Here is a 24,154-nt window from a genome sequence, read left to right on the forward strand (position 1 = left end):
GGCCCTCCCGCAGGGTCAGCGCGGCAGGTGCTTCAACGCGAACTCCAGCTCCATCCGGACCTGCTTGATCCGCTCCTCCACCACCAGCGAGCCGTGCCCGGCGTCGTACCGGTACACCTCGTGCACCGCCCCGCGCGCGGCGAGCCGGTCCACGTAGTTGTCGATCTGGCGGATCGGGCACCGCGGGTCGTTCACGCCCGCCGCGATGTGGACGGGCGCCTTCACGGCGTCCACGTACGTCAGCGGCGAGGACGCCTCGAAGCGGTCCGGGACCTCCTCCGGCGTGCCGCCGAAGAGGGTCCGGTCCAGGGCCTTCAGCGCCTCCATCTCGTCGTGGTAGGCCGTCACGTAGTCCGCGACCGGTACGGCGGCCAGGCCCACGGCCCAGGCGCCGGGCTGCGTGCCCAGGCCCAGCAGCGTCAGGTACCCGCCCCAGGAACCGCCCGACAGCACCAGGCGCGCCGGGTCCGCGAGGCCGGAGGAGACCGCCCACTCGCGGACCGCCGCGATGTCCTCCAGCTCGATCAGCCCGACCCGGTGCTTGAGGGCGTCGGTCCACTCGCGGCCGTAGCCCGTCGAGCCGCGGTAGTTGACCCGCACCACGGCGAAGCCGTGGTCCAGCCAGGCCGCCGGGGCCGAGGCGAAGGAGTCGCTGTCGTGCCAGGTCGGCCCGCCGTGGATCTCGAAGACCGTCGGGAAGGGGCCCTCGCCGTGGCCCGACGGCCGCTGCGCGAGCGCGTGGATCCGCCCGCCCGGGCCCTCCACCCACACGTCCTCCACCGGGACCGAGCCCGGAGCACGGAAGCCCGGCGGGTCCAGGACGATCCCGCCCGCGGTGGACCGTACCGTCGAGGGCTCGGCGGCCGAGGACCACAGGTACTCCACCGTCCCGTCGGGCCGCGCCGTGGCCCCCGACACCGACCCCGGCGGCGTGTCCACGCGTACGAGCTCCCGCGCGGTCAGGTCGTAGCGCCACAGCTCGCTGCGCGCCTCGAAGCTGTGCGCGACCAGCAGCGCGCTGCCGTCCGGGTACCACTCGGCGCTGACGTCGCCCGGCAGGTCGATCGCGAGCTCCTGCTCGGCGCCGGTGGACACGTCCCACACCATCGGCTCCCAGCGGCCGCGCCGCTGGTGGCCGACGAGGAGGCGGGTGTCGCCCTCGACCGGTGCGAAGCCGAGGACCTCCAGGCCCAGCTCCTCGCTACCGCCCCGGGTGTCGTCCAGCTCGGCGACGGTGTCCCCGGTGAGGGTCAGGACGCGCAGGGCGGAGTGCATCGCGTCGCCGTGCTCGGTGTGCTCCACGGCCACGAGCGTTCCGTCGCGCGACAGGTCGCCGACGCCGGCCGACTCGCGGTGCCGGTAGATCACGGCCGGCGCGGAGCCGTCCGGCCGGACCACGTGGACGGTCGACCCGTCCTCGTCGGTGGAGCGCCCCACGACGGCCGTCCCGTCACGCCCGATGACCAGCCCGGCGGAGTACGAGGGCGCGAGGCCCGGGGTGGCCGGTTCGTCGGGGCCGCCCGCGAAGGGCTGGCGCACCCAGGTGCCGAACTCGTCGCCGTCGGTGTCGGAGAACCACCAGATCCACTCGCCGTCGGGGGAGAGGGTGCCGTCGGTGGTTCCGTTGGGGCGGTCGGTGGCCTGCCGCTGCGCGCCGGTGGTGCGGTCCCAGGCGTAGATCTCGAAGGTTCCGGTCGCGTTGGAGACGAAGAGCGAACGGTCCGGGGCGTCCTCGGCCCAGTCGGGGAGCCCTACGCGCGGCGCCCTGAACCGCTTCTCCCAGTCGGGCATCTCGGGGGTGGTCTCACTGTCGCTGGTCATGCGCCCCATTGTGGCCGCAGCCGTGCCCGAGGTGCCGACTGCTCCGAACGGGCGCACAGTGGAACGCGTCGGCCGTCCCGTCCGAGGAGGAACGATCATGGCCAAGAAGGCCCGCAGCGGCCACCACATCCACCAGGACTCCGAGCGCGCTCTGGCGAAGAACACGGCCGCCGAGGCCCGTGCCAAGGCCGCGGTCCGGGACAGCCACAGCACCGCGGCGAAGACGCGCGGCATGCAGCAGAAGGCCCAGGCCAAGCGCGGCTAGGCCCGCTCCGGGCCGTAGCCTTCTAGGCTGACGCCATGCGGATGATCGTCCGGGGCGCCCGGCTGCTGCACACCCATGGCCTGTCCGACGTCGAGGTCGCGGAGGACGGCCGCATCGCGCGGGTGATCCCGTACGACGACCAGAAGGAACCACCGGTCACCGGGATCCTCATCGAGGCGCACGGCGGACTGCTCAGCGCGCCCTTCGTCGAGCCGCACATCCACCTGGACACGGCCCTGACCGCCGGAGAGCCGCGCCCCAACGCCTCCGGCACCCTCTGGGAGGGCATCGCCTGCTGGAGCGAGCGCAAGCGGACCCTGACCCGCGCGGACGTGATCGCGCGGGCCACCGAGGTGCTGCGCTGGCAGGCCTCCCACGGGGTGCTGCACGTGCGGACCCACTGCGACATCACCGACCCGGACCTCACCGCGCTCGAAGCGCTGCTGGAGGTGCGCGACCGGGTGCGGGACTTCATGACCCTGCAGATCGTGGCCTTCCCGCAGGAGGGCATCGTCTCCTTCCCCGGCGGCGAGGGGCTGATGCGCGAGGCCGTCGCCCGCGGCGCGGACGTCGTCGGCGCGATCCCGCACTTCGAGGACACCCGCGAGGACGGCGTGGCCTCGCTGCGCACGGCCTTCGCGCTGGCCGAGGAACACGGCCTGCGGGTGGACGCGCACTGCGACGAGATCGACGACGAGCAGTCGCGCTTCGTGGAGGTACTGGCCACCCTCGCCCTGCGCTCGGGGCTGCGCGAACGCGCCACGGCCTCGCACACCACGGCCATGGGCTCCTACAACGGCGCCTACAGCTACAAACTCCAGCGGCTGCTCGCCCGCTCCGGCATCAACCTGGTGTCCAACCCCTTCGCCAACCTGAACCTCCAGGGCCGCTTCGACGCCTATCCCAAGCGCCGCGGCCTCACCCAGGTCAAGGAGATGCTGGCGGCCGGGGTCAACGTCGCCTTCGGCCACGACGACGTGATGGACCCCTGGAACGCGCTGGGCACCGCCAATCCGCTGCAGACCGCCCTCGTCGGGCTGTACGCCGCCCAGCTCACCGGCGCCGACGAGATCCCGCTGGCCTTCTCGATGGTGACGGAGCGCGCGGCGCGGGTGCTCGGCCTCGCGGAGACGGAGTACGGCATCACCGCGGGCGCCCCCGCCTCCTTCGTGCTGCTCCCGGCCCCGACGCCCGAGGAGGCCATCCGCCGCCAGGTCCGCCCGCGCTACGTCGTCTCGCGCGGGACCGTCCTCGCCGAGACCCCGCCCGCCCCGACCCGGCTGAACTGGCCGGGGGAGCCCCCGTCCGAGATCGACTTCAGCCGCCGCCTGCGCTGAGGTGGAGAGCCACCTGCTGCAGGTCGGCACGAGCGCGGACGTCTCGGGTCTGCGCGTCGCCGCGTTCGATCCCGCCTTCACCGCCGGCCTCTTGGCCGCGTACCCGCGGGGCGGCTTCGGCGCAGCGTTCCTGGCCCCGGTCGAGGACCAGGCCGCCCGCACGCCCGACCGCACCGCCGGCCGCGTACGTGGCCGGCGGTGCGGCCACCCGGATCGCGGCCAACCCGCTGGACCGGATGCAGACGCACGCGGGGGCCTCGTACCGCAACAGGTCACGCATATCGGTCACCGCGTCGGATAGCGTGCCCGCATGTCGTGGGACGAGGACGGAACACCGCACCCGCTCGCACTGCGCCGTACCGGCCGCAGCGAACTGGAGCCGGACCGGCTGCCCGAGATGCGGGAGCTGGAGGTGCTCGGCTGGGAGCCGGCTCCCGAGGACCTGCGCTGGGCGTTCCTCCCGTACGTCTGGCCGCCCGCGGCCCGCACCTGGATCCCCGACCGCTCCACCCACTGGGCGGTGGACACCGCCCTCGACGGCCACGGCCACATCACCGGCGTGGAGTGCGCCCCGCTGCCGGAGCCCGACCTCCGGGACCTCGACCGGGAGGCCGACGAGATCCTTGCCGGGCTGGGCCTCCCGCCCCGGCCCCCGGGCCGCCTCTGGCTGCTCCGCCCGGTCGGCCCCTTCGGCACCGTCGGCGAGCTCCTGGAACACCTCGACGGCTTGGCCGCGGAGCGCGCCGTGGAGGCAGGGCCCTCCGCGGCCTTCCTCGCCCTGGTCCGGGGCGCGCTCGCCGAACTGGCCGGCCCCGGGGAGCGGTGAGCGGCCCCCGGAGGGTCAGCCCTTCAGGCGCGCCATCCAGGCCTCGACCTCGGTCGAGGTGCGGGGCAGTCCGGCCGACATGTTCCGGTTGCCGTCCTCGGTGACGAGGATGTCGTCCTCGATGCGGACGCCGATGCCGCGGTATTCCTCGGGCACGGTCAGGTCGTCGGTCTGGAAGTAGAGGCCGGGCTCGACGGTCAGGCACATGCCGGGCTCGAGGGTTCCGTCGACGTATGCCTCGCGGCGGGCGGCGGCGCAGTCGTGGACGTCCATGCCGAGCATGTGACCGGTGCCGTGGAGGGTCCAGCGGCGCTGCAGGCCCAGCTCCAGGACCCGCTCGACCGGGCCTTCCAGCAGCCCCCACCCGACGAGCTTCTCGGCCAGGACGTGCTGGGAGGCGTCGTGGAAGTCGCGGAACTTCGCACCCGGCTTCACCGCGGCGATGCCGGCTTCCTGGGAGGCGTAGACCGCGTCGTAGATCTTGCGCTGGATGTCGGTGTAGGTGCCGTTGATGGGGAGTGTGCGCGTGACGTCGGCGGTGTAGAGGGAGTGGGTTTCCACGCCGGCGTCGAGCAGCAGCAGGTCGCCGGAGCGGACGTCGCCGTCGTTGCGGACCCAGTGCAGGGTGCAGGCGTGCGGGCCGGCGGCGCAGATGGAGCCGTAGCCGACGTCGTTGCCCTCGACGCGGGCACGGAGGAAGAAGGTGCCCTCGATGTAGCGCTCGGAGGTGGCCTCGGCCTTGTCGAGGACCTTCACGACGTCCTCGAAACCGCGGACGGTGGAGTCGACGGCCTTCTGCAGCTCGCCGACCTCGAACGCGTCCTTGACCAGGCGAAGTTCGGACAGGAAGACCCGCAGCTCCTCGTCCGTCTCGGCGGTGGTCATATCGGCGAGCGCCGCCTCGATGCCCGCGTCGTGCCCGCGCACCACGCGTACGGGGCCGCCGGCCGAGCGCAGCAGACCGGCCGCCGTGCGCACGTCGCGGCAGGGGATGCCGTAGAGGGCCCCGGCCTCGGTGAGGCTGCGACGGCGGCCGGCCCACAGTTCGCCCTGGCCGTCGAGCCAGAACTCGCCGTTCTCCTTGTCGGAGCGGGGCAGCCGGTACAGGGCGGCCTCGTGGCCGCCGTCCGCCGGCTCCAGCACCAGGACCCCGTCCTCCTTGAGGTCGCCGGTGAGGTACGCGTACTCGGTCGAGGCACGGAAGGGGTACTCGGTGTCGTTCGAGCGGATCCGCAGGTTGCCGGCCGGGACGACCAGGCGCTCCCCGGGGAAGCGGGCCGACAGTGCGGCCCGGCGGGCGGCGGTGCGGCCCGCCTGGGGTATCGGCGGCAGATCGTGCGCCTCGGTGTGGGCCCAGCCGGACGCCATGTTCCGCGCGAGCTCCTCGGAGACCCCCCGGGCCGCGGGCTGCTCGACCGGCTGCTGGTCATCGGCGGCCACTGCCACGGTTCCTCCTCGTCGAGTGAACTGCTGTCCGGCTCGCATCATAGGACCGGGTGTACAAGCCCGTCAGAAACGTTTCCGCCGTTGCCGAGTTGCCGCAGCGGCCACACCGCCCGGGCCGCTGCACAAGGCACTCCGCGGCTCCCGTGGCTACCCTGGTCGTGAGGGGGGTACTGCCAGGAGGCGATCACATGGGCCGGCGCCATCACTTCCACATCGACCACAACGGGCACTCGGTCAGCGCCACCGTCCAGACCGGGCACACCGCCGTCGTGGAGGTACTGGTCGACGGCAAGGAGACCGGACACGCCACGACGCACGACGATCACCCGGTGACCGTGCACGTCGAGCTGCCCACGGACCCCCCGACCCGCGTCTCCGTCCGCGCGACCCCGGGCCCGGGCGTCCCCCGCTGCCTCTTCGAGGCTCCGCCCACGGAGCCCCACATCATGTCCCCGCGCCCTTACTGACGGCGGTCGTGGCTACCGGGTCCCCTTGCACTCCGGAGTCGCGGACCGGATCTCCTCCGTCGCCTCGCGGATCCCGTCGGAGCCCGAGAGGCTCGTGCCGACGAAGGCGGGGCACGGGCTCCGGAAGGGACGTCGCCCGGAGCCGAGGATCACAGGCCCGGTATGCCGGTGAGCTTCGGTCCGTTGTCGATCAGCTGGCCCCTGGTCTTGGCCTTGGCCGCGTCGCGCTCTGCCCCGGTGGAAGCCGGCATCGCGATCGCGGCGGAGACGAAGGCCGCCGCGGTGACGCACCTTCCGAGGCGGGCGATGTGCCGCTTGGGGGCGGGGGCGGGAAGGTTGTGGACCATGCCTGCTCCTTGAGGTGTGTCCGGCAGCAACGCAACCGCCGGATCGGTTCGGCCCCGCCACCTTTCAGCGTGACCACGCATCAAGTAGGCCCGTCCGCCCTGATGAGGGTCATGACTCGAAAAGCCGTGTCTTGACGGGGCAGGAGCCGTGTGACCCTCCCGCACACGACGAAAGCCCCCTGCCCGCTCTGCAGGCGCGGGCACCGTCGAGGCCGGGTGAGAGCCGCCGGTGATCAGCGGACAGAGAAGGCGACAAGGGGGTCCCGCTCGAGGAGAGGCCGCTCCGAACCCTTAGCCGCTCGGTTGGTCGCCCGGACGCAGAAAGAGCCGGTGCAGATTTCTCTGCACCGGCTCTCACCTGGTACTTCAGCGTCGGGGTGGCGGGATTTGAACCCACGACCTCTTCGTCCCGAACGAAGCGCGCTGCCAAGCTGCGCTACACCCCGATCGCCGCCCCGCAGCACTTGCTGCCCTGGCGACATCGATTACTTTAGCGGACCTCTCGCCGGAGACGAAATCCGGTTTTCGCGGGGCCGCGGATCAGCGCGAAGGTCACGTGCGCCAGCGGGTATGCGAGCCACTGCGCGGCGTGCCGCGGGCGCAGGGTGCGGGGCGCCGTGAGGAGGAGGAAGTCCAGGAGGGCGCCGGCCGGGGTGACCAGGCGCCGCCAGGCGCGTGCCGCGGACAGCCCGAGGACGACCGCGACCAGGATGTTCGTCCAGATCGTGAAGTGGCTCAGGACGACGGGCACGCTCCGTTACGCGCACTCGATGACCAGCCCCACCACGGCCGCGGTGCGGATCAGGGCCCGGAGCACCACGGGGACGAGGCGCGCCGGTGCGGTCGTTCCGGCAGCGTGTTACGCCTTCGGGGTGAGCGTCAGGAGCGTCGCCTCCGGCGGGCAGGCGAAGCGGACCGGGGTGAACCGGTTGGTGCCGCAGCCGGCCGAGACGTGCAGGAACGCGCGGTTGCCCTCTGCCTCGTGCGTGGAGAGCCCCTTCACCCGCTTGGTGTCCAGGTCGCAGTTGGTGACGAGCGCCCCGTAGAAGGGGATGCACAGCTGTCCGCCGTGGGTGTGGCCCGCGAGGATCAGGGGGTACCGGTCGGCGGTGAAGGACTCCAGCACGCGCAGGTACGGGGCGTGCACCACGGCCATCGAGAAGTCCGCGCCCGCCTCCGGCCCGCCGGCGACCTCCGCGTAGCGGTCCCGCTTGATGTGCGGGTCGTCGAGCCCGGTGAAGGCCAGCTCCAGGCCGTCCAGCTTCAGCCGGGCCCGCGTGTTGGTGAGGTTCAGCCAGCCGGCCGCGTCGAACGCGTCCCGCATCTCTTCCCACGGGTTGTGGACGGCGCCGACGACCGGCTTGTTCCCGTTCAGCCCGTGCCGGCCCTGGGTCTTCTCGATCAGGTAGCGCCCGGGGTTGCGCAGCCGCGGCCCGTAGTAGTCGTTCGACCCGAAGACGTACACGCCCGGGAAGTTCATCAAGGGGCCCAGCGCGTCGAGCAGCTCGGGGATGCCCTCGGTGTCCGAGAGGTTGTCGCCGGTGTTCACGACGAAGTCGGGGCGCAGGCCCGCGAGGGACTGCAGCCAGGCGCGCTTCTTGCGCTGCCCGCCGACCATATGGATGTCGGACACCTGGAGTACGCGCAACGGGCGCATCCCCCGGGGAAGGACCGGGACCGTCACCCGGCGCAGGCGGAAGGACCGCGCCTCGAAACCGGCGGCATAGGCCACACCCGCGGCCCCCACCGCAGCGATTCCGGCAGCTGCCTTCAGGGGTACTCCGTAACGCGCACGCATGGACCCATCGTCGCAGACCCGGAAAACCAGTGAGCGCCACCGGCCCCGTACCTGGCAGACTCAGCTGCATGACCACGCTCAAGGCCAAGCTCCAGGAAGACCTCACGACCGCCATCAAGGCGCGTGACGAGCTGCACTCGTCCACGCTGCGCCTGACCCTCTCCGCCATCACCAAGGAGGAGGTCGCGGGCAAGGAGGCCCGTGTGCTCTCCGACGAGGAAGTCCTCAAGGTGATCGCCAAGGAGGCGAAGAAGCGCCGTGAGGCCGCGGATGCCTTCGCCCAGGGCGGCCGTCCCGAGCAGGCCGCCCGGGAGACCGCGGAGGGCGAGTTCCTCGACACGTACCTGCCCAAGCAGCTCAGCGACGACGAGCTCGTCGCGATCGTCGCGCAGGCCGTCGAGGAGGCCAGGGCGGCGGGTGCCGAGGGGCCGCGGGCCATGGGTGCCGTCATGAAGATCGTGAACCCGAAGGTCGCCGGGCTGGCGGAGGGCGGGCGTGTCGCCGCCGTCGTCAAGCAGCAGCTCGCGTAGGACCGCAGAGCAAGACCAGGCGCAGCAAGAGGGGGAGGGCCCCGGCCGAAATCGGCCGGGGCCCTCCCCCTCTTGCTGTGTGCGCCGACCGCTACTGGTCGTCGCGGCCGCCGATCACGCCGCCGGTGCCCGGGTCGAGCGTGATCCCGGGGAACGGGGGCTGCGGTTCCACGCCGCCCGTGGCACCCCCGGTGGCTCCGGCGTTCTGACCGCCGGGCCGCCCGCCGGGCTTGCCGTCACCGCCGGGCTTGCCGGGCCGGTTCGGGTTCGCGCTCGGCTTGTTGCCGCGCGGGCCACCGGAAGGGGGGACGTTCGGTTCCGGGATGCCGACCGTGGTGAAGTTCCCGGACTCGCGGCCGGACAGCGCGCCGCTGATCGCGTCCTTCCAGATCGGGCCCGGCAGGCCACCGCCGAAGACCTTGTCGAAGGGCTTGCCGCCGATCACGATGTTCTCCATCGAGATCTTCTTCGCGCCGCCCGAGCCGACCCACACGGCGCCGGAGATGTTCGGCGTGTAGCCGACGAACCAGGCGTTGTAGCGGCCGTCCGTCGTACCGGTCTTGCCGGCGCTGTCGCGGTCGCTCAGGCCGGCCCGCTCACCTGTACCGGAGTCGACCACTCCGCGCAGCAGGGTGTTGATGGTGTCGGCCGTCTCGGTGGACATCGCCCGGTCGCACTTGGACTTCGGCACGGCGAGCGCCTTGCCGTGCGGGTCGGTGATCGACTCGATGGCGACCGGCGTGCAGAAGATGCCGCGGTTGGCGAAGGTCGCGTAGGCGTTGGCCATCGTCAGGGGGGAGAGTTCGGCGGAGCCGAGCGCGATGGAGGGGGCCTCGGGGAGCTTGGAGCCGTCGGCCGGGACCACGCCGAGCTTCTGCGTCATCTCCGTCACCGGGCAGAGGCCGATCTCGCCGATCATCTCGACGAAGTACGTGTTGATGGACTTCTCCATCGCCGTCCGCAGCGCGTACGGACCGATCTCGTCCTCGGTCTCGTTCTTCGCCGTCTGGATCTTGCCGTCGATCGGCAGGTTCAGCCACTCCGTGCCGTCGCAGCGGGAGATCGACGCCGGGTAGTTCATCTTGTTCGGCGCCTGGTACACCTTCGTCGGCGGCATGCCCCGCTCCAGGGCGGCCGCCGCGATGAACGGCTTGAACGTGGAGCCGACCTGGAAGCCGAAGTTCGAGCCGCCCATCCGCTTGTCCACGGAGTAGTTGATCTGCGTCTCGTTCTTCCCGAAGCCGTACGGCTTGGACTGACCCATCGCCAGGACCCGGCCGGTGCCCGGCTGGACCATGGTCACAGCCGTTGCGATCGAGTCCTCCTGGTAGACGTGGTCCTTGATCGATTCATTGGCCGCGTCCTGCGACTGCGGGTCCAGGGTGGTGCGGACGGTCAGGCCGCCCTGGTTCCAGATCTTCGCCCGGTCCTCGCGCGTCTTGCCGAAGACGGTGTCGGTCAGGAAGGAGTTGCGCACGTAGTCGCAGAAGAAGCCCGCGCCCTTGACCGCGGTGATGCAGCCGTTCTTCGGCTTGGTCACCTTGAGGGTGACCGGCTTGGCCTTCGCCGCGTCCGCCTCGGCCTGCGAGACGTCCTTGGTGTCGGCCATCCGCTGGAGGACGATGTTGCGGCGCTTCGTCGCCTCCTGCACGTCGTTCACCGGGTCGTACCGGCTCGGCGACTGGACGACGCCGGCGAGCAGCGCGGACTCCTCCAGAGCGAGGTCCTTGGCCGGCTTGCTGAAGTAGCGCTGGGCCGCGGATTCGATTCCGTACGCCTGCTGGCCGAAGTACGTGATGTTGAGGTAGTTCTCGAGGATCTTCTTCTTCCCGAGCTCCTCCTCGACCTGGATCGAGTACTTCAGCTCGCGGATCTTGCGCCCGAGGCTCTTCTCCTGGGCCTCGCGCACCTTGGTCTCGTCGTCGCCGGCCTCTTCGACGAAGACGTTCTTCACGTACTGCTGGGTGAGGGTGGAGGCGCCCTGTGCGGCGCCGCCTTCCTGCGCGTTGCGGTTGACCGCGCGCAGGATGCCCTTGAGGTCGACCGCGCCGTGCTCGTAGAAACGCGAGTCCTCGATCGCGACGATCGCCTTCTGCATGTACGGGGAGATCGCCGTGAGCGGGACCACCTGACGGTCGCGTGAATAGACGGTGGCGATCAAGCCACCCTCTGCGTCCAGAATCGTGGTCCGCTGGCTCAGTGGCGGAGTCTTGAGATTGGCCGGGATCTCATCGAATCCCTCGACCGTCCCCTTGGCCGCCAGGCCCAGGGCGCCTGCGGCCGGAATCGCCATGCCGGCCAGTACAACCCCGGAGAGAACGGACACCCCGAGGAACTTGGCGGCCTGCTGGCTCCCCGTGAGCCCGCCGCCCGAGCGCTTCTTTCCCATAGGGGGCAGCCTACGTTCTCATTCGCCGGACACACGCGAATGCCTTGGCCTAAGCTGTCCCCAACTGTCACAGCAGTGTGGTGCGACATCAACCCCTCGGCTTGATTTTCACCCTTCCCGAATGGGGTGGACACATGTCCGAATCTGGCCCCTCTGCTGAAGCCGAACCGACGATTACACCCGAATTGCCGCAATGGCCGGGCATGTCGCCGGATCACTCCGTCGGGTGATCTGCCGCTTACCCATAGTCCGTTCGGACCATTCAAGATTGGGCCCGTCGGGGGTGTTGCACTGTGCTCGCCTTCCGTAACGTCCTCAACTGGTAGCGGTGAATATGCCGCTACCGCCGTGGGGGAGCCTCGATTCGGGAGAGGACGGCGCCGGGATGGGCTGGGTTACCGACTGGAGTGCGCAGGCAGCCTGCCGCACTACCGATCCGGATGAACTATTCGTTCAAGGAGCGGCACAGAACAGGGCCAAGGCGGTGTGCACCGGTTGTCCGGTGCGGACCGAATGCCTGGCCGACGCGCTCGACAACCGTGTCGAGTTCGGCGTGTGGGGCGGAATGACCGAGCGGGAACGACGTGCGCTGCTGCGCCGGCGTCCCACCGTCACCTCGTGGCGACGGCTGCTCGAAACCGCACGTACGGAATACGAGCGCAGTACGGGCATCCTCACCATGGATGCAGACGCGGAGATCGACGTGTCGTACGAGACATACGCGGCAGCCGGGTAGACCACACGGCAGCCACGGCGTACGAACGCCTACGCTCCGGCCGGTACCCCGGCCGCGAGTCGTTCTCCGATGGCCCGCAGCCCGGCGAGGTCGTGCACATCGCCGGGCAGGGCGGCCACTTCGGCCACCGCCACCTCGGGGTGGAGTGACGTGAAGCGATCGCGTGTGCGCTGTTCACGCGCGATCACCTGCATGCGCTCGGCGTGCAGGCGCAGCAGTCCTGCCGTGATCCGGTCGACGACCGCAGTGTCGGCGACCGCGGCGTCGGTGCCTGCGGTGCCGGCGACCGGGGTGTCGCCTTCGGTGCCGGGGGAGCCTGTCTCGGGAGGGTTCGCGGTCCGTGTGGTCTGAGCGGTCCGTGCGGTTCGTTCCGTCCGGGTGGACCCGGCGGTCTCGGCGGTTCCCGTGGGTTCCGCGCCCGAGTCACGAAGTCCAGCTTTCCCGGACTCCTGATCCACAATGCCGCCTTCTTCAAGATTCTCTGCGGCGGACAACGCCCGTTCGGCGGACAGCTGGTCGGCGCCACTGCCGTGCACCCGGTTCAGCACCAGACCGGCCAGCGGCATCTTCTCCGCGGCCAGCCGCTCCACGAAGTACGCCGCCTCGCGCAGGGCGTCCGGCTCGGGCGCGGCGACCACCAGGAACGCCGTGCCGGGAGCCTGGAGGAGCCGGAAGGTCGCGTCCGCACGCGTGCGGAAGCCGCCGAACATCGTGTCCATCGCGGCCACGAAGGTCTGGACGTCCTTCAGCAGCGAGGCCCCCATCAGCTTGCTGAGGGTGCCCGTCATCATCGACATGCCGACATTGAGGAACTTCATCCCCGCCCGGCCGCCCACCTTCGCCGGAGCCATCAGCACCCGGATGAACTTCCCGTCCAGGAAGGACCCGAGCCGCTTCGGCGCGTCCAGGAAGTCCAGCGCGGACCGGCTCGGCGGAGTGTCGACGATGATCAGGTCCCAGTCGTCCCGGGCCCGCAGCTGCCCGAGCTTCTCCATCGCCATGTACTCCTGCGTGCCCGCGAAGCCGGCCGACAGGGACTGGTAGAAGGGGTTGGCGAGGATGGCCCGGGCCCGCTCGCCGTGCGCGTGCGCCTCGACGATCTCGTCGAAGGTGCGCTTCATGTCCAGCATCATGGCGTGCAGTTCACCGCCGCCCGCCCCCACGGTCTCCACCTTGCGCGGGGTGTTGTCCAGCGAGTCGATCCCCATCGACTGCGCGAGGCGCCGCGCCGGGTCGATGGTGAGCACGACCGCCTTGCGCCCGCGCCCGGCCGCCCGTACGCCGAGCGCCGCGGCGGTGGTGGTCTTGCCGACCCCGCCCGCCCCGCAGCACACGATGATCCGGGTCTCCGGGTCGTCCAACAGCCGGTCGACCGCCAGCCGCGGCGGAGTGTCCATGCCCACGGTGTCCACCCCCTCGCTCATTCGGCCACCGACTGCTTCCGCAAATCCTTGGCCAGCGCGTACAGCCCGGCCAGGTCCATCCCCGCGCCGAGCAGCGGAAGTTCGTACGTCGGCAGGTCCAGCCCCGCCAGTACGCCGCGCTGCGCGCGCTCCAGCTCCACGCGGCTCGCGTGCTCGGCCGCCTGCGTGAGCAGCGGGTCCACCAGCCGCTCGGCCAGCCCGCCGCGGCGCGCGCCGCCGAGACCCGCCCGGGACAGCGCCTTCGCCACCTCGGCCCGGTGGTCCTCGGCCGCGCTGCGCAGGGTGTCCTCGTCGAGATGGTGGGGCCGGACCATGTTGACGATGACTCGTCCGACCGGCAGCCCGGCTCCGCGCAGCTCCTCGATGCCGTCGGCGGTCTCCTGGACGGGCATCTCCTCCAGGAGGGTGACCAGGTGCACCGCCGTCTCGGGGGACTTGAGGACCTTCATGACGGCCTGGGCCTGGTTGTGGATCGGCCCGAACCGGGCCAGGCCCGCCACCTCGTCGTTGACGTTCAGGAACCGGGTGATCCGCCCGGTCGGCGGCGCGTCCATGATCACGTGGTCGTAGACGTACCGGCCGGCCTTGTCCTTGCGCCGCACCGCCTCGCAGGCCTTGCCGGTCAGCAGCACGTCGCGCAGCCCCGGGGCGATGGTCGTCGCGAAGTCGATGGCGCCGAGCTTCTTGAGCGCGCGGCCGGCCGAGCCGAGCTTGTAGAACATCTGGAGGTAGTCCAGCAGCGCCCGTTCGGCGTCGATGGCGAGCGCGAAGACCTCACCGCCCCCGCCGGGCGCCACGGCGATCTTCCGCTCCTCGTACGGGAGCGCCTCGGCGCCGAAGAGCTGCGCGAGCCCCTGCCTGCCCTCGACCTCCACGAGAAGAGTCCGGCCGCCCTCGCGTGCGAGGGCAAGCGCGAGTGCTGCGGCGACCGTGGTCTTGCCGGTGCCGCCCTTGCCGCTGACCACCTGGAGCCTGCTCACAGCGCCCGAGCCTAATTCCTCCGGTTCGGCTGCGGTGGTGCCGGGTGGTCCTGCGGGAGTGTTCGGGGGTGAGCTGCGTTACGCCCGGCCGCCGGTTCCGGGGGCGGCATGCGCCCCGCACCACAGGCACTACCCTCGCTCCCATGACCAAGAAGTTCGAATATGCGACGGTCCCGCTGCTGGTTCACGCCACCAAGCAGATCCTGGACACCTGGGGCGAGGACGGCTGGGAGCTCGTCCAGGTCGTGCCCGGCCCGAACAACCCCGAGCAGCTCGTGGCGTACCTCAAGCGGGAGAAGGCATGAGCGGCGCTGTAGAGGCGAAGCTGGCCGAACTCGGCCTGACCCTGCCGGAGGTCGTTCCGCCGCTGGCCACGTACCAGCCGGCCGTGCGGTCGGGCTCGTACGTCTTCACCGCGGGCCAGCTCCCGATGATCAAAGGCAACCTGCCGGTCACCGGCAAGGTCGGCGCCGAGGTCTCGGCGGAGCAGGCCAAGGAGCTGGCCGCCACGTGCGCGCTGAACGCCCTGGCCGCGGTCAAGTCGGTCGTCGGTGACCTCGACAAGATCGCGCGTGTCGTGAAGGTCGTCGGCTTCGTCGCCTCCGCCCCCGACTTCACGGCGCAGCCGGGCGTGCTGAACGGCGCGAGCGAGCTCCTGGGCGCGGTCCTCGGCGAGAAGGGCGTCCACGCCCGCAGTGCGGTCGGCGTGGCGGTCCTGCCGCTGGACGCACCGGTCGAGATCGAGATCCAGGTCGAGCTGGTCGCCGGAGCCTGACCCTTCGGGGCGGTTCCGCCGGGGCGGGCCGGGTCGCGCGAGCAGCGCGGTGCCCGGCCCGTCCTGCGTGGTGCCTGCGCGGCGCCACCGGGACGGCCCCTGCGGGCGGCCCGTCACTGCCGCCGCGACGGGTGACCCTCGAACATCGGGCCGGATGGCCGTAGCATCCGGCCATGCCGAATGGTCAGCATGGTCAGCAGCAGCCCTCCGCCGGAGGCCAGTGGTACCCGCCGGAGTGGCCCGACCGCATCCGCGCGCTCGCGGACGGCTCGCTCACACCGGTCGCGCCGCGGCGCGCCGCCACCGTGATGCTCCTGCGCGACACACCCGACGGTCCCGCCGTGCACATGCTGCGCAGGCGGACCTCCATGGCTTTTGCCGGGGGCGCGTACGCCTATCCGGGTGGCGGGGTCGATCCCCGGGACGAGGAGCACCAGGTCGGCTGGGCGGGTCCGTCCCAGGAGGACTGGGCGGTCCGGCTCGGGACCGATCCCCGCACCGCCCAGGCCATCGTCTGCGGCGCGGTACGGGAGACCTTCGAGGAGGCGGGCGTCCTGCTCGCCGGGCAGACCCCGGACACGATCGTCGGCGACACCACCGGGGACGACTGGGAGGCCGACCGGCAGGCCCTCGTGGCGCGGGAGCTGTCCTTCGCGGAGTTCCTCGACCGCCGCGGCCTGCGGCTGCGCTCCGACCTGCTCGGTGCCTGGGCGCGCTGGATCACCCCCGAGTTCGAGCCGCGCCGCTACGACACCTGGTTCTTCGTCGCCGCCCTGCCCGAGGGCCAGCGCACCCGCAACGCCTCCACCGAGGCCGACCGGACCGTGTGGATCCGCCCGGCCGACGCGGCCGCCGGCTACGACAAGGGCGAGCTGCTGATGATGCCGCCCACTATCTCCACCCTGCGGTCCCTGGAGCCGTACGGGAGCGCCGCGGGCGCGCTCGCCGCCGCGGCCGGGCAGGACCTCACCCCGGTGCTGGCCCGGGCCACGCTGGAGGACGGCGAGGTGGTGCTCAGCTGGCCGGGGCACGACGAGTTCACCAAGCGCGTCCCCGGACGTCCCGCAGGCCCCGGAGGCCCCGCATGACCGATGCCGCCGCACTGCCCGGCCAGCCCCGCGGAGTCGTCACCTCCGGGCCCGCGACCGCCCGCGCGGTGAACGTCCTGGCTCCCAACGCCTCCGCGATGACCCTCGACGGCACCAACACCTGGCTGGTCTCCGAGCCCGGCTCCGACCTCGCCGTCGTGATCGACCCCGGCCCGCTGGACGACGTGCACCTGAGGGAGGTCATCGCCACCGCCGAGCGGGCGGGCAAGCGGATCGGCCTCACCCTGCTCACCCACGGCCACCCCGACCACGCCGAGGGCGCGGGCCGCTTCGCCGAGCTCACCCGTACCAAGGTCCGCGCCCTGGACCCGGCCCTGCGCCTCGGCGACGAGGGTCTGGCCGCCGGGGACGTGATCCGGACCGGCGGGCTGGAGCTGCGCGTGGTGGCGACCCCGGGCCACACCAGCGACTCGCTCTGCTTCCACCTGCCGGCCGACCGGGCCGTCCTGACCGGCGACACGATCCTGGGCCGCGGCACCACCGTCGTCGCCCACCCCGACGGCCGCCTCGGCGACTATCTGGACTCCCTGCGCCGCCTGCGCTCGCTCACCGTGGACGACGGGGTGCACACCGTCCTGCCGGGCCACGGACCGGTCCTGGAGGACGCACAGGGCGCCGTGGAGTTCTATCTGGCCCATCGTGCTCACCGGCTCGCGCAGGTTGAAACGGCCGTCGAGAACGGCTTCGTCACGCCGGAGGCCGTCGTCTCGCAGGTCTACGCGGACGTGGACCGGTCGCTGTGGCCGGCCGCGGAATGGTCCGTCCGGGCGCAGCTCGAGTACCTTCAAGATCACGGACTGATCCCTGGGGGGCCCGAATGAACACCGTGTTCCTGCTGGTCGTGCTGATCGCCACGGCCGGATGGATCACCTCGACGGTGACCCTGCGCGTGCAGAGCCTCCAGCTCAAGGCGGACCGGACGGAGCGCCGCCTGGCCCTGGTGCTGGAGCACTTCGGCATCGAGGAGCCGGAGCCGGCCGGGATGGCCGAGGTGCGCGACCTGATCAGGGCCGACCGGCAGATATCGGCGATCAAGGAGTACCGCCGGATCACCGGCGCGGGCCTGGCGGAGGCCAAGCTGGCCGTCGAGGCCCTCGCCGAGACCCTGACCCGGGCCGAGGCCCGGAGCCGGCCTCAGCCCCAGGCCGGGGCCGGGCCCGGGGCCGAGAAGGCCTGAAGCCGTCCGGCGGCCGGGGACGCGCCCTCGGGGCGCCGTCGCTACGTTGCCGGCACGCCCCGGCGCCGTGTCCTGGTGCCGTGCCGGGCCGTGTACTCGTCCGCGAGCCAGGGCCCGAGGTCCTCGACGTACGAGCGCAGCACCTCCGGGTCCGCTACGGGATCCAGCGCGACGGCGGCCGCTTCCCGCAGCTGGGCCGCGCGTTCGGGGTAGTACATGCCGAAGATCTCCGCGGACTCGCCGAGGTCGCTGGTCCAGCCGCCCCACCGGGGCATGACCAGCGTGAAGGCGGTGCGCACCAGGCGCCGCGAGAAGCGGCGGCTCAGCTTCCGGTACTCCTGCGGGGTCGACGCCTCCCGCACCCGGGTCCGCCATTCGGGGAGTACGTCGGCCAGGTCCCCGTTGGTCTCGCGGGCGAGCAGGCTGTCCGGGCGGTAGCGCGGCAGGTGCTCGGCCAGGTCGGCGCCGAGCAGCGGGGTGCACAGGCAGGCGAGGAACCAGCCCAGGTCGAATCGTTCCGCCTCGCTCAGCACGGCGGCCTTGTCCTGGAGCAGGATGCCGACGCCGTCGACCTCCGGGAAGTCCTCGTCGAGCCCGCGCGCGAGGACCTCGGCGGTGTCCCGGTCGTCGTCGGAGGGCTCGTGGTGCAGGACGAGCAGCAGGTCCAGGTCGGACAGCCCGGGCCGGGCCGTCCCGCGCGGCACGGACCCGTACAGGTACGCGCTGTGCAGCCGCCGGCCGTACGCCTCGGCGGTCCGCGCCCGTGCGGCGGCCACGAGGCCCCTGAACCCGTCCTGAACCCGCCCGAGGGAGCCCTCCCGCTCGAAGTACCCGGACGCGTCCAGCCCTCTGTGCTCCATGGCTCCACTGTGCCCGCCGGCTCGCCCGGGGCGGCCGACCCGGGCGCCGTTCACGCGCCGCGGAGCGCCCCTGTGGCGGCGTCGGGCCCGTAACGCGCGAAAGGGCCCCGCCCGGTCGGGCAGGACCCCTCCAACGGCTGTGGCAGGCGTCAGCGCGAGCGCTTCGCGAGGCGCTCCACGTCCAGCAGGATGACCGCGCGGGCCTCCAGGCGCAGCCAGCCGCGGCCCGCGAAGTCGGCCAGGGCCTTGTTCACGGTCTCGCGCGAGGCGCCGACGAGCTGGGCGAGCTCCTCCTGCGTGAGGTCGTGCACCACGTGGATGCCCTCCTCCGACTGCACGCCGAAGCGGCGCGACAGGTCGAGGAGCGCCCGCGCCACACGGCCGGGAACGTCGGAGAAGACCAGGTCGGACATCTGGTCGTTGGTCTTGCGCAGGCGGCGGGCGACGGCGCGCAGCAGCGCGGTCGCGACCTCGGGCCGGGCGTTGAGCCAGGGCTGGAGGTCACCGTGGCCGAGGCCGAGGAGCTTGACCTCGGTCAGCGCGGTGGCGGTGGCGGTGCGCGGGCCCGGGTCGAAGAGCGACAGCTCGCCGATCAGCTCGCCGGGGCCGAGGACGGCCAGCATGTTCTCGCGGCCGTCGGGGGAGGTGCGGTGGAGCTTCACCTTGCCCTCGGTCACGACATACAGCCGGTCGCCGGGGTCGCCCTCGTGGAACAGGGCGTCACCGCGTGCGAGGGTCACCTCGCCCATGGAGGCGCGGAGCTCCGCGGCCTGCTCGTCATCGAGCGCCGCGAAGAGCGGGGCGCGCCGCAGAACGTCGTCCACGAGTCTCTCTCCTATGTCGACCAGCTCAGGGGACCGTGCTCCCCATTTTGCCGGACGGCTCAAACAGTGCGATCAATCACAAGGATGCCGGACGGACGGGCGTGCTGTGCGGCCAGAGGCCAATCGGAGTGGTGTTACCTGAGGTCCGGGCGGGTGTCAGCGGCCGGCCTTAGGCTGGCCGGGTGTCCAATAAGCCGGTGAGAGCACAGGCCAAGGGGTCCGCCGGAGTGACGGAGCCCCAAAATTCTGCCGTGGGCGAACATGTCCCAGTGAAGACGTCCGCGAGGGCTGCGGCCACCCCTCAGGGCAAAGTTTCGGCCAAGAAACCGAAGTCGGCCAAGCCGGAATCCCGCCTGGCCATGGTGCGCAGGGCGCGGCGCATCAACCGTGAGCTGGCCGAGATCTATCCGTACGCCCATCCGGAGCTCGACTTCCGCAATCCCTTCGAGCTGCTCGTCGCGACGGTGCTGTCCGCGCAGACGACCGACCTGCGCGTGAACCAGACGACCCCGGCCCTCTTCGCCGCCTACCCGACCCCCGAGGACATGGCCGCGGCCGCCCCGGAGGATCTGGAGGAGCTCATCAGGCCGACCGGGTTCTTCCGGGCCAAGTCGAGGTCCCTGCTCGGCCTCTCGCAGGCCCTGCGGGACAACTTCGGCGGGGAGGTGCCGGGCCGGATCGAGGACCTGGTCATCCTGCCCGGAGTGGGCCGGAAGACGGCCAACGTGGTCCTCGGCAATGCGTTCGGTGTCCCGGGGATCACGGTGGACACCCATTTCGGCCGGCTGGTGCGCCGCTGGAAGCTGACCGAGCAGGAGGACCCGGAGAAGGTCGAGGCGGAGATCTGCGCGATCTTCCCGAAGAGCGAGTGGACGATGCTCTCGCACCGGGTCGTCTTCCACGGCCGCCGGATCTGCCACTCCCGCAAGCCGGCCTGCGGGGCCTGTCCGATCGCCCCGCTCTGCCCGGCGTACGGGGAGGGTGAGACCGACCCGGAGAAGGCGAAGAAGCTGCTCAAGTACGAGAAGGGCGGCCAGCCGGGCCAGCGGCTCACCCCGCCCCCGGACTATCCGGGGCTGCCGGCCCCGCCGCTGGGCGGCGCCGTGGCGGACACGGCGCCCTAGCGGCTCCCTGACGGCTCCCTGGCGGCTTGCTGGCGGCTTGCTGGCGCCCCATAGCGGACGCAGGGCCGTGAGGGGGCAGGTTTTGCCGGACTGCAGGGCTTTGGGGCTGTAGGAACGAATCGGTACCCGGACCGCGTTTTGTGGTGTGGGAGACGGTGCTGGACAGGACGAGGCGGACAGGGGTGCCCATGACGCGCGGTACACGGGACGAGGCCGGAACCACGGTGGGATCCCGCGAGGGCGGCGGCCCGGCCGTCACGACCGACGGCCTGCCGGACTGGCTCGATCCCGTCGTCCGGGCCGCCCGGTCCGTTCAGCCGGGCCAGCTGAGCCGCTTCCTGCCGCCCGAGGACGGCCGGGGGCGGCAGTCCGCCGTGCTCGTCCTCTTCGGGGAGGGCGCCCGCGGCCCCGAGCTGCTGCTCATGGAGCGCGCCGGCACCCTCCGCTCGCATGCGGGCCAGCCGTCCTTCCCCGGCGGTGCGCTGGATCCGGAGGACGGCGATCCGCGCACCACCGGCCCGCTGCGCGCCGCGCTGCGCGAGGCCGAGGAAGAAACCGGACTTGATCCTTCCGGTGTTCAGCTCTTCGGTGTGCTGCCCCGCCTCTACATCCCCGTCAGCGAGTTCGTGGTCACCCCGGTCCTCGGCTGGTGGCGTGCCCCCAGCCCGGTGGGCGCCGTGGACCCGGCCGAGACGGCCCGGGTCTTCACGGTGCCCGTGGCCGATCTCACGGATCCCGAACACCGGGTCATGACCGTTCACCCGAGCGGTCACCTGGGTCCGGGTTTCACCGTCGAATCGGCTCTGGTCTGGGGTTTCACCGCCGGAGTGATCGACCGGATCCTGCACTTCGCGGGCTGGGAGCGTCCCTGGGACCGCTCGCGGCAGGTCCCGCTCGACTGGCGCGCATGAGACGGTGGCCCACGTGAACGTGCTGGACATCCTGTTGCTGCTCGCCGCCGTGTGGTTCGCGATCGTCGGCTATCGCCAGGGGTTCGTCGTCGGCATCCTGTCGGTGATCGGCTTCCTCGGCGGTGGCCTCGTCGCCGTGTCCCTGCTCCCGCTGATCTGGGACCGGGTGACGGACAACGGCACCCAGGTGTCCACCACCGTCGTCGTCATCGCCGTCGTCGCGATCATCATCTGCGCCTCGATCGGCCAGGCCCTGACCACCCATCTCGGGAGCAAACTCCGCCGCCAGATCACCTGGTCACCCGCACGCGCGCTCGACGCGACGGGCGGGGCCCTGGTCAACGTGGTCGCGATGCTGCTGGTGGCCTGGCTGATCGGTTCCGCGCTCGCCGGGACCTCGCTCCCCACGCTGGGCAAGGAGGTCCGCAACTCCAAGGTCCTCCTCGGCGTGTCGCGCGTGCTGCCCGACCAGGCGAACACCTGGTTCTCCGACTTCAGCTCCACGCTCGCGCGCAACGGCTTCCCGCAGGTGTTCAGCCCGTTCTCCAACGAGCCCATCACCGAGGTCAAGGCGCCCGACCCCGCGCTCGCCAGCAGCCCGGTCGCCGACCAGGCGAAGCGCTCGATCGTGAAGGTCGTCGGCACCGCACCCAGCTGCAGCAAGGTGCTGGAGGGCACGGGCTTCGTCTTCGCGCCCGGCAAGGTGATGACCAATGCGCACGTCGTCGGCGGCGTCGGCGAGCCCACCGTGCAGGTCGGCGGCGAGGGCAAGCTGTACGACGCCAAGGTCGTGCTCTACGACTGGGCGCGCGACATCGCCGTCCTGGACGTGCCCAAGCTGAAGGCCCCGGCGCTGGAGTTCTCCGAGAAGGACGCGACGAGCGGCAGCGACGCGATCGTCGCCGGCTTCCCGGAGAACGGCGCGTACGACGTCCGCTCCGCCCGCGTCCGCGGCCGGATCAACGCCAACGGACCGGACATCTATCACCGCGGGACCGTCCGGCGGGACGTCTACTCGCTGTTCGCGACCGTTCGCCAGGGCAACTCCGGCGGACCGCTGCTGACGCCCGACGGCAAGGTGTACGGAGTCGTCTTCGCGAAGTCCCTGGACGACCCCAACACCGGTTACGTGCTGACGGTGGACGAGATCCGCGACGACATCCGGATCGGCAAGGACGCCGTACGCCGGGTCGACAGCCAGGGCTGCGCCCTCTGATACGACCCGGTACGACGCCCCGCCCCCGCAGGGTCCCTACGTCCGTGGATGACGCAGGCGCGCGGAGACCCAGCGGGCCCGGCGTCGCAGGATGAGCGGAATCCCGAGGCGGGGGTCGTGGCCGTGCCGGCCGGCCCTCTCGTGGGTGCCCGGCGTCGCTGCCGAGCGTCGTTCGTGCGCGGTGTCACCGTAGTCGTGCGTCCAGCTCATACTCCGAGCTCTGCCCGTGCCCCAAGGTCCGTAACCCCGTCACGGGCGGCCAATTGGCCTATGCGCGAGGCAATTGAATGCTCGTAGGACAAGCGTATGAGTGAACTGCCGTCCGCCCAGGGGTCGGTCAGCGGTCCGGCTCGGGGTCCTTCAGCCAGTTCACCAGCTCCGACGAGAAGGCGACCGGGTCCTCCTCGTGCGGGAAGTGCCCGAGCCCGTCGAACAGCCGCCACCGGTACGGGGCTTCGACGTACTCACCGGAACCGGCCGCGCTCCGCGTCCGCATCACCGGGTCGAGCGATCCGTGCAGATGCAGCGTCGGCACCCGCACCGGCCGCTTCATCCGCCGGTTGAACTGGATCCCGTCGGGACGGGCCATCGACCGCATCATCCAGCGGTACGGCTCGACCGAACAGTGCGCGGTGGACGGGATGCACATGGCCCGCTGGTACACGGCCAGGTCCTCGTCCTCCGGCAGCCGCGGCCCGGACCAGTCCCGGATCAGCTCACCCACGAGGGCCCCGCCGTCGGCGACGAGCTGACGCTCGGGAACGAACGGCCGCTGGAAGCCCCAGATGTGCGAACTCGCCCGCGTCTGCCCGAAGTCCGAGAGCATCGCCGAGCGCCAGCGGCGCGGGTGCGGCATGGACGAGACGACGAGGCGGCGCACCAGTTTGGGCCGCATCACGGCCGCCGTCCAGGCGAGGTAGCCGCCCAGGTCGTGCCCGACGAGGGCGGCGTCCGGCTCGCCGAGGGACCGTACGACCCCAGTGATGTCGAGGGCCAGGTTGGCGGGGTCGTAGCCGCGCGGGGTGCGGTCGCTGCCGCCCACACCGCGCAGGTCCATCGCGACCGCCCGGTACCCGGCGTCGGCGAGCGCGGTCATCTGGTGCCGCCAGGTCCACCAGAACTGCGGGAAGCCGTGGAGCAGCAGCACCAGCGGTCCGTCACCCAGCTCGGCGACGTGGAAGCGGGCGCCGTTGGCAGCGACGTCCCGGTGCGTCACCGTCCGCCCGCCGGGAAGGTCGAGCCGTACCGCCGTGGCAGCTGTGGGAGGAACGCTGGGGTCCGGCGTGGGCGCTGTCATGAGGACGAGCGTGCCACACCCACAGCCTTGTCACTCACCGGCCGCGGGTGCGGCTTGACGGTCTGGACCAGCGCGGCGGTCTGCTTGACGGAGGCGATGGACTTCTCCGGCGGCTTGACCTTCTTGAACTTGCGTACGCCGATGAGCACGAGCACGCCCGCGATCAGCAGGAACGCGCCGCCGACGATGAGGAAGGACCACGCGAGCCCGAGCCCGAGGTTGTGGATCCCGTACGCCGCGGCGAAGGTCAGCACCGGGACGGAGAAGAGCGCGAGCACTCCGGCGGCCACCATCGAGGCGGACCCGCTGCCCACGCGCTTGACATCCTCGCGGATCTCCGCCTTGGCGAGGGCGATCTCGTCGTGCACCAGCGCGGACATCTCGGCGGTGGCCGAGGCGACCAGTTGGCCGAGTGTGCGCTCGGCTCCCTGCGCCTCTTGGTCCACTGCGCTCATCGCTCTCTCCCTCTGTCGTCTGCTGCCGGGCGGCGCGGCT

General features: G+C 71.6%; 27 protein-coding genes and 1 tRNA gene. 14 read left to right on the forward strand and 14 right to left on the reverse strand.

The features are described from left to right. Positions 1 to 15: 15 nt before the first annotated feature. Positions 16 to 1,821 (reverse strand): prolyl oligopeptidase family serine peptidase, encoded by a 1,806-nt coding sequence (locus tag OG753_RS23370; RefSeq protein ID WP_405789977.1) that lies wholly within the window; start codon positions 1,819 to 1,821, stop codon positions 16 to 18. A gap of 97 nt (positions 1,822 to 1,918) precedes the next feature. Between OG753_RS23370 and OG753_RS23375 the strand changes: the two genes are divergently transcribed. Both OG753_RS23375 and codA read left to right on the forward strand, forming a co-directional pair. Then, positions 1,919 to 2,086, forward strand: coding sequence for a hypothetical protein (locus OG753_RS23375; RefSeq protein ID WP_327263654.1), 168 nt, complete (start codon positions 1,919 to 1,921; stop codon positions 2,084 to 2,086). A gap of 35 nt (positions 2,087 to 2,121) precedes the next feature. Beyond that, complete coding sequence (gene codA, locus OG753_RS23380; RefSeq protein WP_405789980.1) at positions 2,122 to 3,423, forward strand: cytosine deaminase; 1,302 nt, start codon at positions 2,122 to 2,124, stop codon at positions 3,421 to 3,423. Here the strand turns inward: codA and OG753_RS23385 are convergent. Then, positions 3,404 to 3,712 carry a hypothetical protein gene (locus OG753_RS23385; RefSeq protein WP_405789981.1) on the reverse strand — a complete coding sequence of 103 codons (309 nt, stop codon included), beginning with the start codon at positions 3,710 to 3,712 and terminating at the stop codon, positions 3,404 to 3,406. The genes codA and OG753_RS23385 overlap by 20 nt on opposite strands. A gap of 21 nt (positions 3,713 to 3,733) precedes the next feature. Here OG753_RS23385 and OG753_RS23390 point away from each other — a divergent pair, with 21 nt between their 5' ends. Beyond that, a complete protein-coding gene (locus OG753_RS23390; RefSeq protein ID WP_405789983.1) occupies positions 3,734 to 4,249 on the forward strand; it encodes a DUF5956 family protein in 516 nt (171 codons plus the stop codon). A gap of 15 nt (positions 4,250 to 4,264) precedes the next feature. Here OG753_RS23390 and OG753_RS23395 read toward each other — a convergent pair whose 3' ends face one another. Then, positions 4,265 to 5,695, reverse strand: a complete 1,431-nt coding sequence (locus OG753_RS23395; protein WP_405789985.1) for an aminopeptidase P family protein — start codon at positions 5,693 to 5,695, stop codon at positions 4,265 to 4,267. 188 nt (positions 5,696 to 5,883) lie between these two features. On the opposite strand from OG753_RS23395, the gene OG753_RS23400 reads away from it, so the two are divergent. Beyond that, positions 5,884 to 6,162, forward strand: coding sequence for a hypothetical protein (locus OG753_RS23400; protein WP_327263658.1), 279 nt, complete (start codon positions 5,884 to 5,886; stop codon positions 6,160 to 6,162). 149 nt (positions 6,163 to 6,311) lie between these two features. On the opposite strand, the gene OG753_RS23405 is transcribed toward OG753_RS23400, so the two are convergent. From OG753_RS23405 to OG753_RS23420, 4 genes are all read right to left on the reverse strand, one after another. Next, positions 6,312 to 6,509, reverse strand: coding sequence for a hypothetical protein (locus tag OG753_RS23405; protein WP_327263659.1), 198 nt, complete (start codon positions 6,507 to 6,509; stop codon positions 6,312 to 6,314). A gap of 372 nt (positions 6,510 to 6,881) precedes the next feature. Then, positions 6,882 to 6,955, reverse strand: a tRNA-Pro gene (locus OG753_RS23410). Positions 6,956 to 6,999: 44 nt separating this feature from the next. Continuing rightward, positions 7,000 to 7,260: a hypothetical protein gene (locus tag OG753_RS23415; RefSeq protein WP_327263660.1), complete on the reverse strand. Its 261-nt coding sequence runs from the start codon at positions 7,258 to 7,260 to the stop codon at positions 7,000 to 7,002. Positions 7,261 to 7,368: 108 nt separating this feature from the next. Further along, positions 7,369 to 8,307: a metallophosphoesterase gene (locus OG753_RS23420; protein WP_327263661.1), complete on the reverse strand. Its 939-nt coding sequence runs from the start codon at positions 8,305 to 8,307 to the stop codon at positions 7,369 to 7,371. Positions 8,308 to 8,375: 68 nt separating this feature from the next. Between OG753_RS23420 and OG753_RS23425 the strand changes: the two genes are divergently transcribed. After that, positions 8,376 to 8,837, forward strand: coding sequence for a GatB/YqeY domain-containing protein (locus OG753_RS23425; RefSeq protein WP_327263662.1), 462 nt, complete (start codon positions 8,376 to 8,378; stop codon positions 8,835 to 8,837). 91 nt (positions 8,838 to 8,928) lie between these two features. Here the strand turns inward: OG753_RS23425 and OG753_RS23430 are convergent, their stop codons facing one another. Beyond that, a complete protein-coding gene (locus OG753_RS23430) occupies positions 8,929 to 11,226 on the reverse strand; it encodes a transglycosylase domain-containing protein (protein WP_405789988.1) in 2,298 nt (765 codons plus the stop codon). A 385-nt stretch (positions 11,227 to 11,611) separates the two neighbouring features. Between OG753_RS23430 and OG753_RS23435 the strand changes: the two genes are divergently transcribed. Then, complete coding sequence (locus tag OG753_RS23435; protein WP_030009547.1) at positions 11,612 to 11,962, forward strand: WhiB family transcriptional regulator; 351 nt, start codon at positions 11,612 to 11,614, stop codon at positions 11,960 to 11,962. 29 nt (positions 11,963 to 11,991) lie between these two features. Here OG753_RS23435 and OG753_RS23440 read toward each other — a convergent pair whose 3' ends face one another. Both OG753_RS23440 and OG753_RS23445 read right to left on the reverse strand, forming a co-directional pair. Next, positions 11,992 to 13,386: an ArsA family ATPase gene (locus tag OG753_RS23440; RefSeq protein WP_405789991.1), complete on the reverse strand. Its 1,395-nt coding sequence runs from the start codon at positions 13,384 to 13,386 to the stop codon at positions 11,992 to 11,994. Further along, complete coding sequence (locus OG753_RS23445; RefSeq protein WP_405789993.1) at positions 13,383 to 14,366, reverse strand: ArsA family ATPase; 984 nt, start codon at positions 14,364 to 14,366, stop codon at positions 13,383 to 13,385. Before OG753_RS23445 ends, OG753_RS23440 begins: the two co-directional genes overlap by 4 nt. A 143-nt stretch (positions 14,367 to 14,509) precedes the next feature. Between OG753_RS23445 and OG753_RS23450 the strand changes: the two genes are divergently transcribed. The 5 genes from OG753_RS23450 (at position 14,510) to OG753_RS23470 (ending at position 17,427) form a co-directional block, all read left to right on the forward strand. Continuing rightward, on the forward strand, positions 14,510 to 14,671 hold the full coding sequence (locus tag OG753_RS23450; protein ID WP_007264966.1) for a DUF4177 domain-containing protein: 162 nt from the start codon (positions 14,510 to 14,512) through the stop codon (positions 14,669 to 14,671). Then, on the forward strand, positions 14,668 to 15,141 hold the full coding sequence (locus tag OG753_RS23455; RefSeq protein WP_327263666.1) for a RidA family protein: 474 nt from the start codon (positions 14,668 to 14,670) through the stop codon (positions 15,139 to 15,141). The genes OG753_RS23450 and OG753_RS23455 overlap by 4 nt, the downstream gene beginning before the upstream one ends. 173 nt (positions 15,142 to 15,314) lie before the next feature. Further along, positions 15,315 to 16,229 (forward strand): NUDIX hydrolase, encoded by a 915-nt coding sequence (locus tag OG753_RS23460; RefSeq protein ID WP_327263667.1) that lies wholly within the window; start codon positions 15,315 to 15,317, stop codon positions 16,227 to 16,229. Beyond that, on the forward strand, positions 16,226 to 17,071 hold the full coding sequence (locus tag OG753_RS23465; RefSeq protein ID WP_327263668.1) for an MBL fold metallo-hydrolase: 846 nt from the start codon (positions 16,226 to 16,228) through the stop codon (positions 17,069 to 17,071). The genes OG753_RS23460 and OG753_RS23465 overlap by 4 nt, the downstream gene beginning before the upstream one ends. Next, entirely contained in the window at positions 17,068 to 17,427 is a 360-nt protein-coding gene (locus OG753_RS23470) for a hypothetical protein (protein ID WP_405789996.1), read from the forward strand. Before OG753_RS23465 ends, OG753_RS23470 begins: the two co-directional genes overlap by 4 nt. A gap of 41 nt (positions 17,428 to 17,468) precedes the next feature. Here the strand turns inward: OG753_RS23470 and OG753_RS23475 are convergent, their stop codons facing one another. Continuing rightward, a complete protein-coding gene (locus OG753_RS23475; protein ID WP_405789998.1) occupies positions 17,469 to 18,287 on the reverse strand; it encodes a nucleotidyltransferase domain-containing protein in 819 nt (272 codons plus the stop codon). 149 nt (positions 18,288 to 18,436) lie between these two features. Further along, positions 18,437 to 19,111, reverse strand: coding sequence for a Crp/Fnr family transcriptional regulator (locus OG753_RS23480; RefSeq protein WP_003981529.1), 675 nt, complete (start codon positions 19,109 to 19,111; stop codon positions 18,437 to 18,439). A gap of 269 nt (positions 19,112 to 19,380) precedes the next feature. Between OG753_RS23480 and nth the strand changes: the two genes are divergently transcribed. The 3 genes from nth to OG753_RS23495 all read left to right on the forward strand — a co-directional run bounded on the left by nth (position 19,381) and on the right by OG753_RS23495 (position 22,362). Further along, positions 19,381 to 20,235, forward strand: coding sequence for an endonuclease III (gene nth / locus OG753_RS23485; RefSeq protein ID WP_405790000.1), 855 nt, complete (start codon positions 19,381 to 19,383; stop codon positions 20,233 to 20,235). 188 nt (positions 20,236 to 20,423) lie between these two features. Next, positions 20,424 to 21,146 (forward strand): NUDIX hydrolase, encoded by a 723-nt coding sequence (locus OG753_RS23490; protein ID WP_405790002.1) that lies wholly within the window; start codon positions 20,424 to 20,426, stop codon positions 21,144 to 21,146. A gap of 13 nt (positions 21,147 to 21,159) precedes the next feature. Continuing rightward, the gene (locus OG753_RS23495; RefSeq protein WP_327263672.1) at positions 21,160 to 22,362 is read left to right on the forward strand and encodes a MarP family serine protease; all 1,203 of its coding nucleotides are present in this window, start codon (positions 21,160 to 21,162) and stop codon (positions 22,360 to 22,362) included. Positions 22,363 to 22,699: 337 nt separating this feature from the next. Here OG753_RS23495 and OG753_RS23500 read toward each other — a convergent pair whose 3' ends face one another. Together OG753_RS23500 and OG753_RS23505 are read right to left on the reverse strand one after the other, a co-directional pair. Beyond that, on the reverse strand, positions 22,700 to 23,659 hold the full coding sequence (locus OG753_RS23500; RefSeq protein ID WP_327263673.1) for an alpha/beta hydrolase: 960 nt from the start codon (positions 23,657 to 23,659) through the stop codon (positions 22,700 to 22,702). Beyond that, entirely contained in the window at positions 23,656 to 24,114 is a 459-nt protein-coding gene (locus OG753_RS23505; protein ID WP_327263674.1) for a phage holin family protein, read from the reverse strand. The genes OG753_RS23500 and OG753_RS23505 overlap by 4 nt, the downstream gene beginning before the upstream one ends. Positions 24,115 to 24,154: the final 40 nt, after the last annotated feature.

This window comes from Streptomyces sp. NBC_00029 (assembly GCF_045160505.1).
Lineage (GTDB): Bacteria > Actinomycetota > Actinomycetes > Streptomycetales > Streptomycetaceae > Streptomyces.

Coding starts and splice junctions, on each gene's coding strand:
- OG753_RS23460 (WP_327263667.1), top strand. CDS start 15,315: ATGCCGAATGGTCAGCATGGTCAGCAGCAGCCCTCCGCCGGAGGCCAG.
- OG753_RS23400 (WP_327263658.1), top strand. CDS start 5,884: ATGGGCCGGCGCCATCACTTCCACATCGACCACAACGGGCACTCGGTC.
- OG753_RS23370 (WP_405789977.1), bottom strand. CDS start 1,821: ATGACCAGCGACAGTGAGACCACCCCCGAGATGCCCGACTGGGAGAAG.
- OG753_RS23500 (WP_327263673.1), bottom strand. CDS start 23,659: ATGACAGCGCCCACGCCGGACCCCAGCGTTCCTCCCACAGCTGCCACG.
- OG753_RS23490 (WP_405790002.1), top strand. CDS start 20,424: ATGACGCGCGGTACACGGGACGAGGCCGGAACCACGGTGGGATCCCGC.
- OG753_RS23450 (WP_007264966.1), top strand. CDS start 14,510: ATGACCAAGAAGTTCGAATATGCGACGGTCCCGCTGCTGGTTCACGCC.
- OG753_RS23470 (WP_405789996.1), top strand. CDS start 17,068: ATGAACACCGTGTTCCTGCTGGTCGTGCTGATCGCCACGGCCGGATGG.
- OG753_RS23430 (WP_405789988.1), bottom strand. CDS start 11,226: ATGGGAAAGAAGCGCTCGGGCGGCGGGCTCACGGGGAGCCAGCAGGCC.
- OG753_RS23465 (WP_327263668.1), top strand. CDS start 16,226: ATGACCGATGCCGCCGCACTGCCCGGCCAGCCCCGCGGAGTCGTCACC.
- OG753_RS23455 (WP_327263666.1), top strand. CDS start 14,668: ATGAGCGGCGCTGTAGAGGCGAAGCTGGCCGAACTCGGCCTGACCCTG.
- OG753_RS23435 (WP_030009547.1), top strand. CDS start 11,612: ATGGGCTGGGTTACCGACTGGAGTGCGCAGGCAGCCTGCCGCACTACC.
- OG753_RS23440 (WP_405789991.1), bottom strand. CDS start 13,386: ATGAGCGAGGGGGTGGACACCGTGGGCATGGACACTCCGCCGCGGCTG.
- OG753_RS23390 (WP_405789983.1), top strand. CDS start 3,734: ATGTCGTGGGACGAGGACGGAACACCGCACCCGCTCGCACTGCGCCGT.
- codA (WP_405789980.1), top strand. CDS start 2,122: ATGCGGATGATCGTCCGGGGCGCCCGGCTGCTGCACACCCATGGCCTG.
- OG753_RS23475 (WP_405789998.1), bottom strand. CDS start 18,287: ATGGAGCACAGAGGGCTGGACGCGTCCGGGTACTTCGAGCGGGAGGGC.
- OG753_RS23405 (WP_327263659.1), bottom strand. CDS start 6,509: ATGGTCCACAACCTTCCCGCCCCCGCCCCCAAGCGGCACATCGCCCGC.
- OG753_RS23420 (WP_327263661.1), bottom strand. CDS start 8,307: ATGCGTGCGCGTTACGGAGTACCCCTGAAGGCAGCTGCCGGAATCGCT.
- OG753_RS23425 (WP_327263662.1), top strand. CDS start 8,376: ATGACCACGCTCAAGGCCAAGCTCCAGGAAGACCTCACGACCGCCATC.
- OG753_RS23505 (WP_327263674.1), bottom strand. CDS start 24,114: ATGAGCGCAGTGGACCAAGAGGCGCAGGGAGCCGAGCGCACACTCGGC.
- OG753_RS23375 (WP_327263654.1), top strand. CDS start 1,919: ATGGCCAAGAAGGCCCGCAGCGGCCACCACATCCACCAGGACTCCGAG.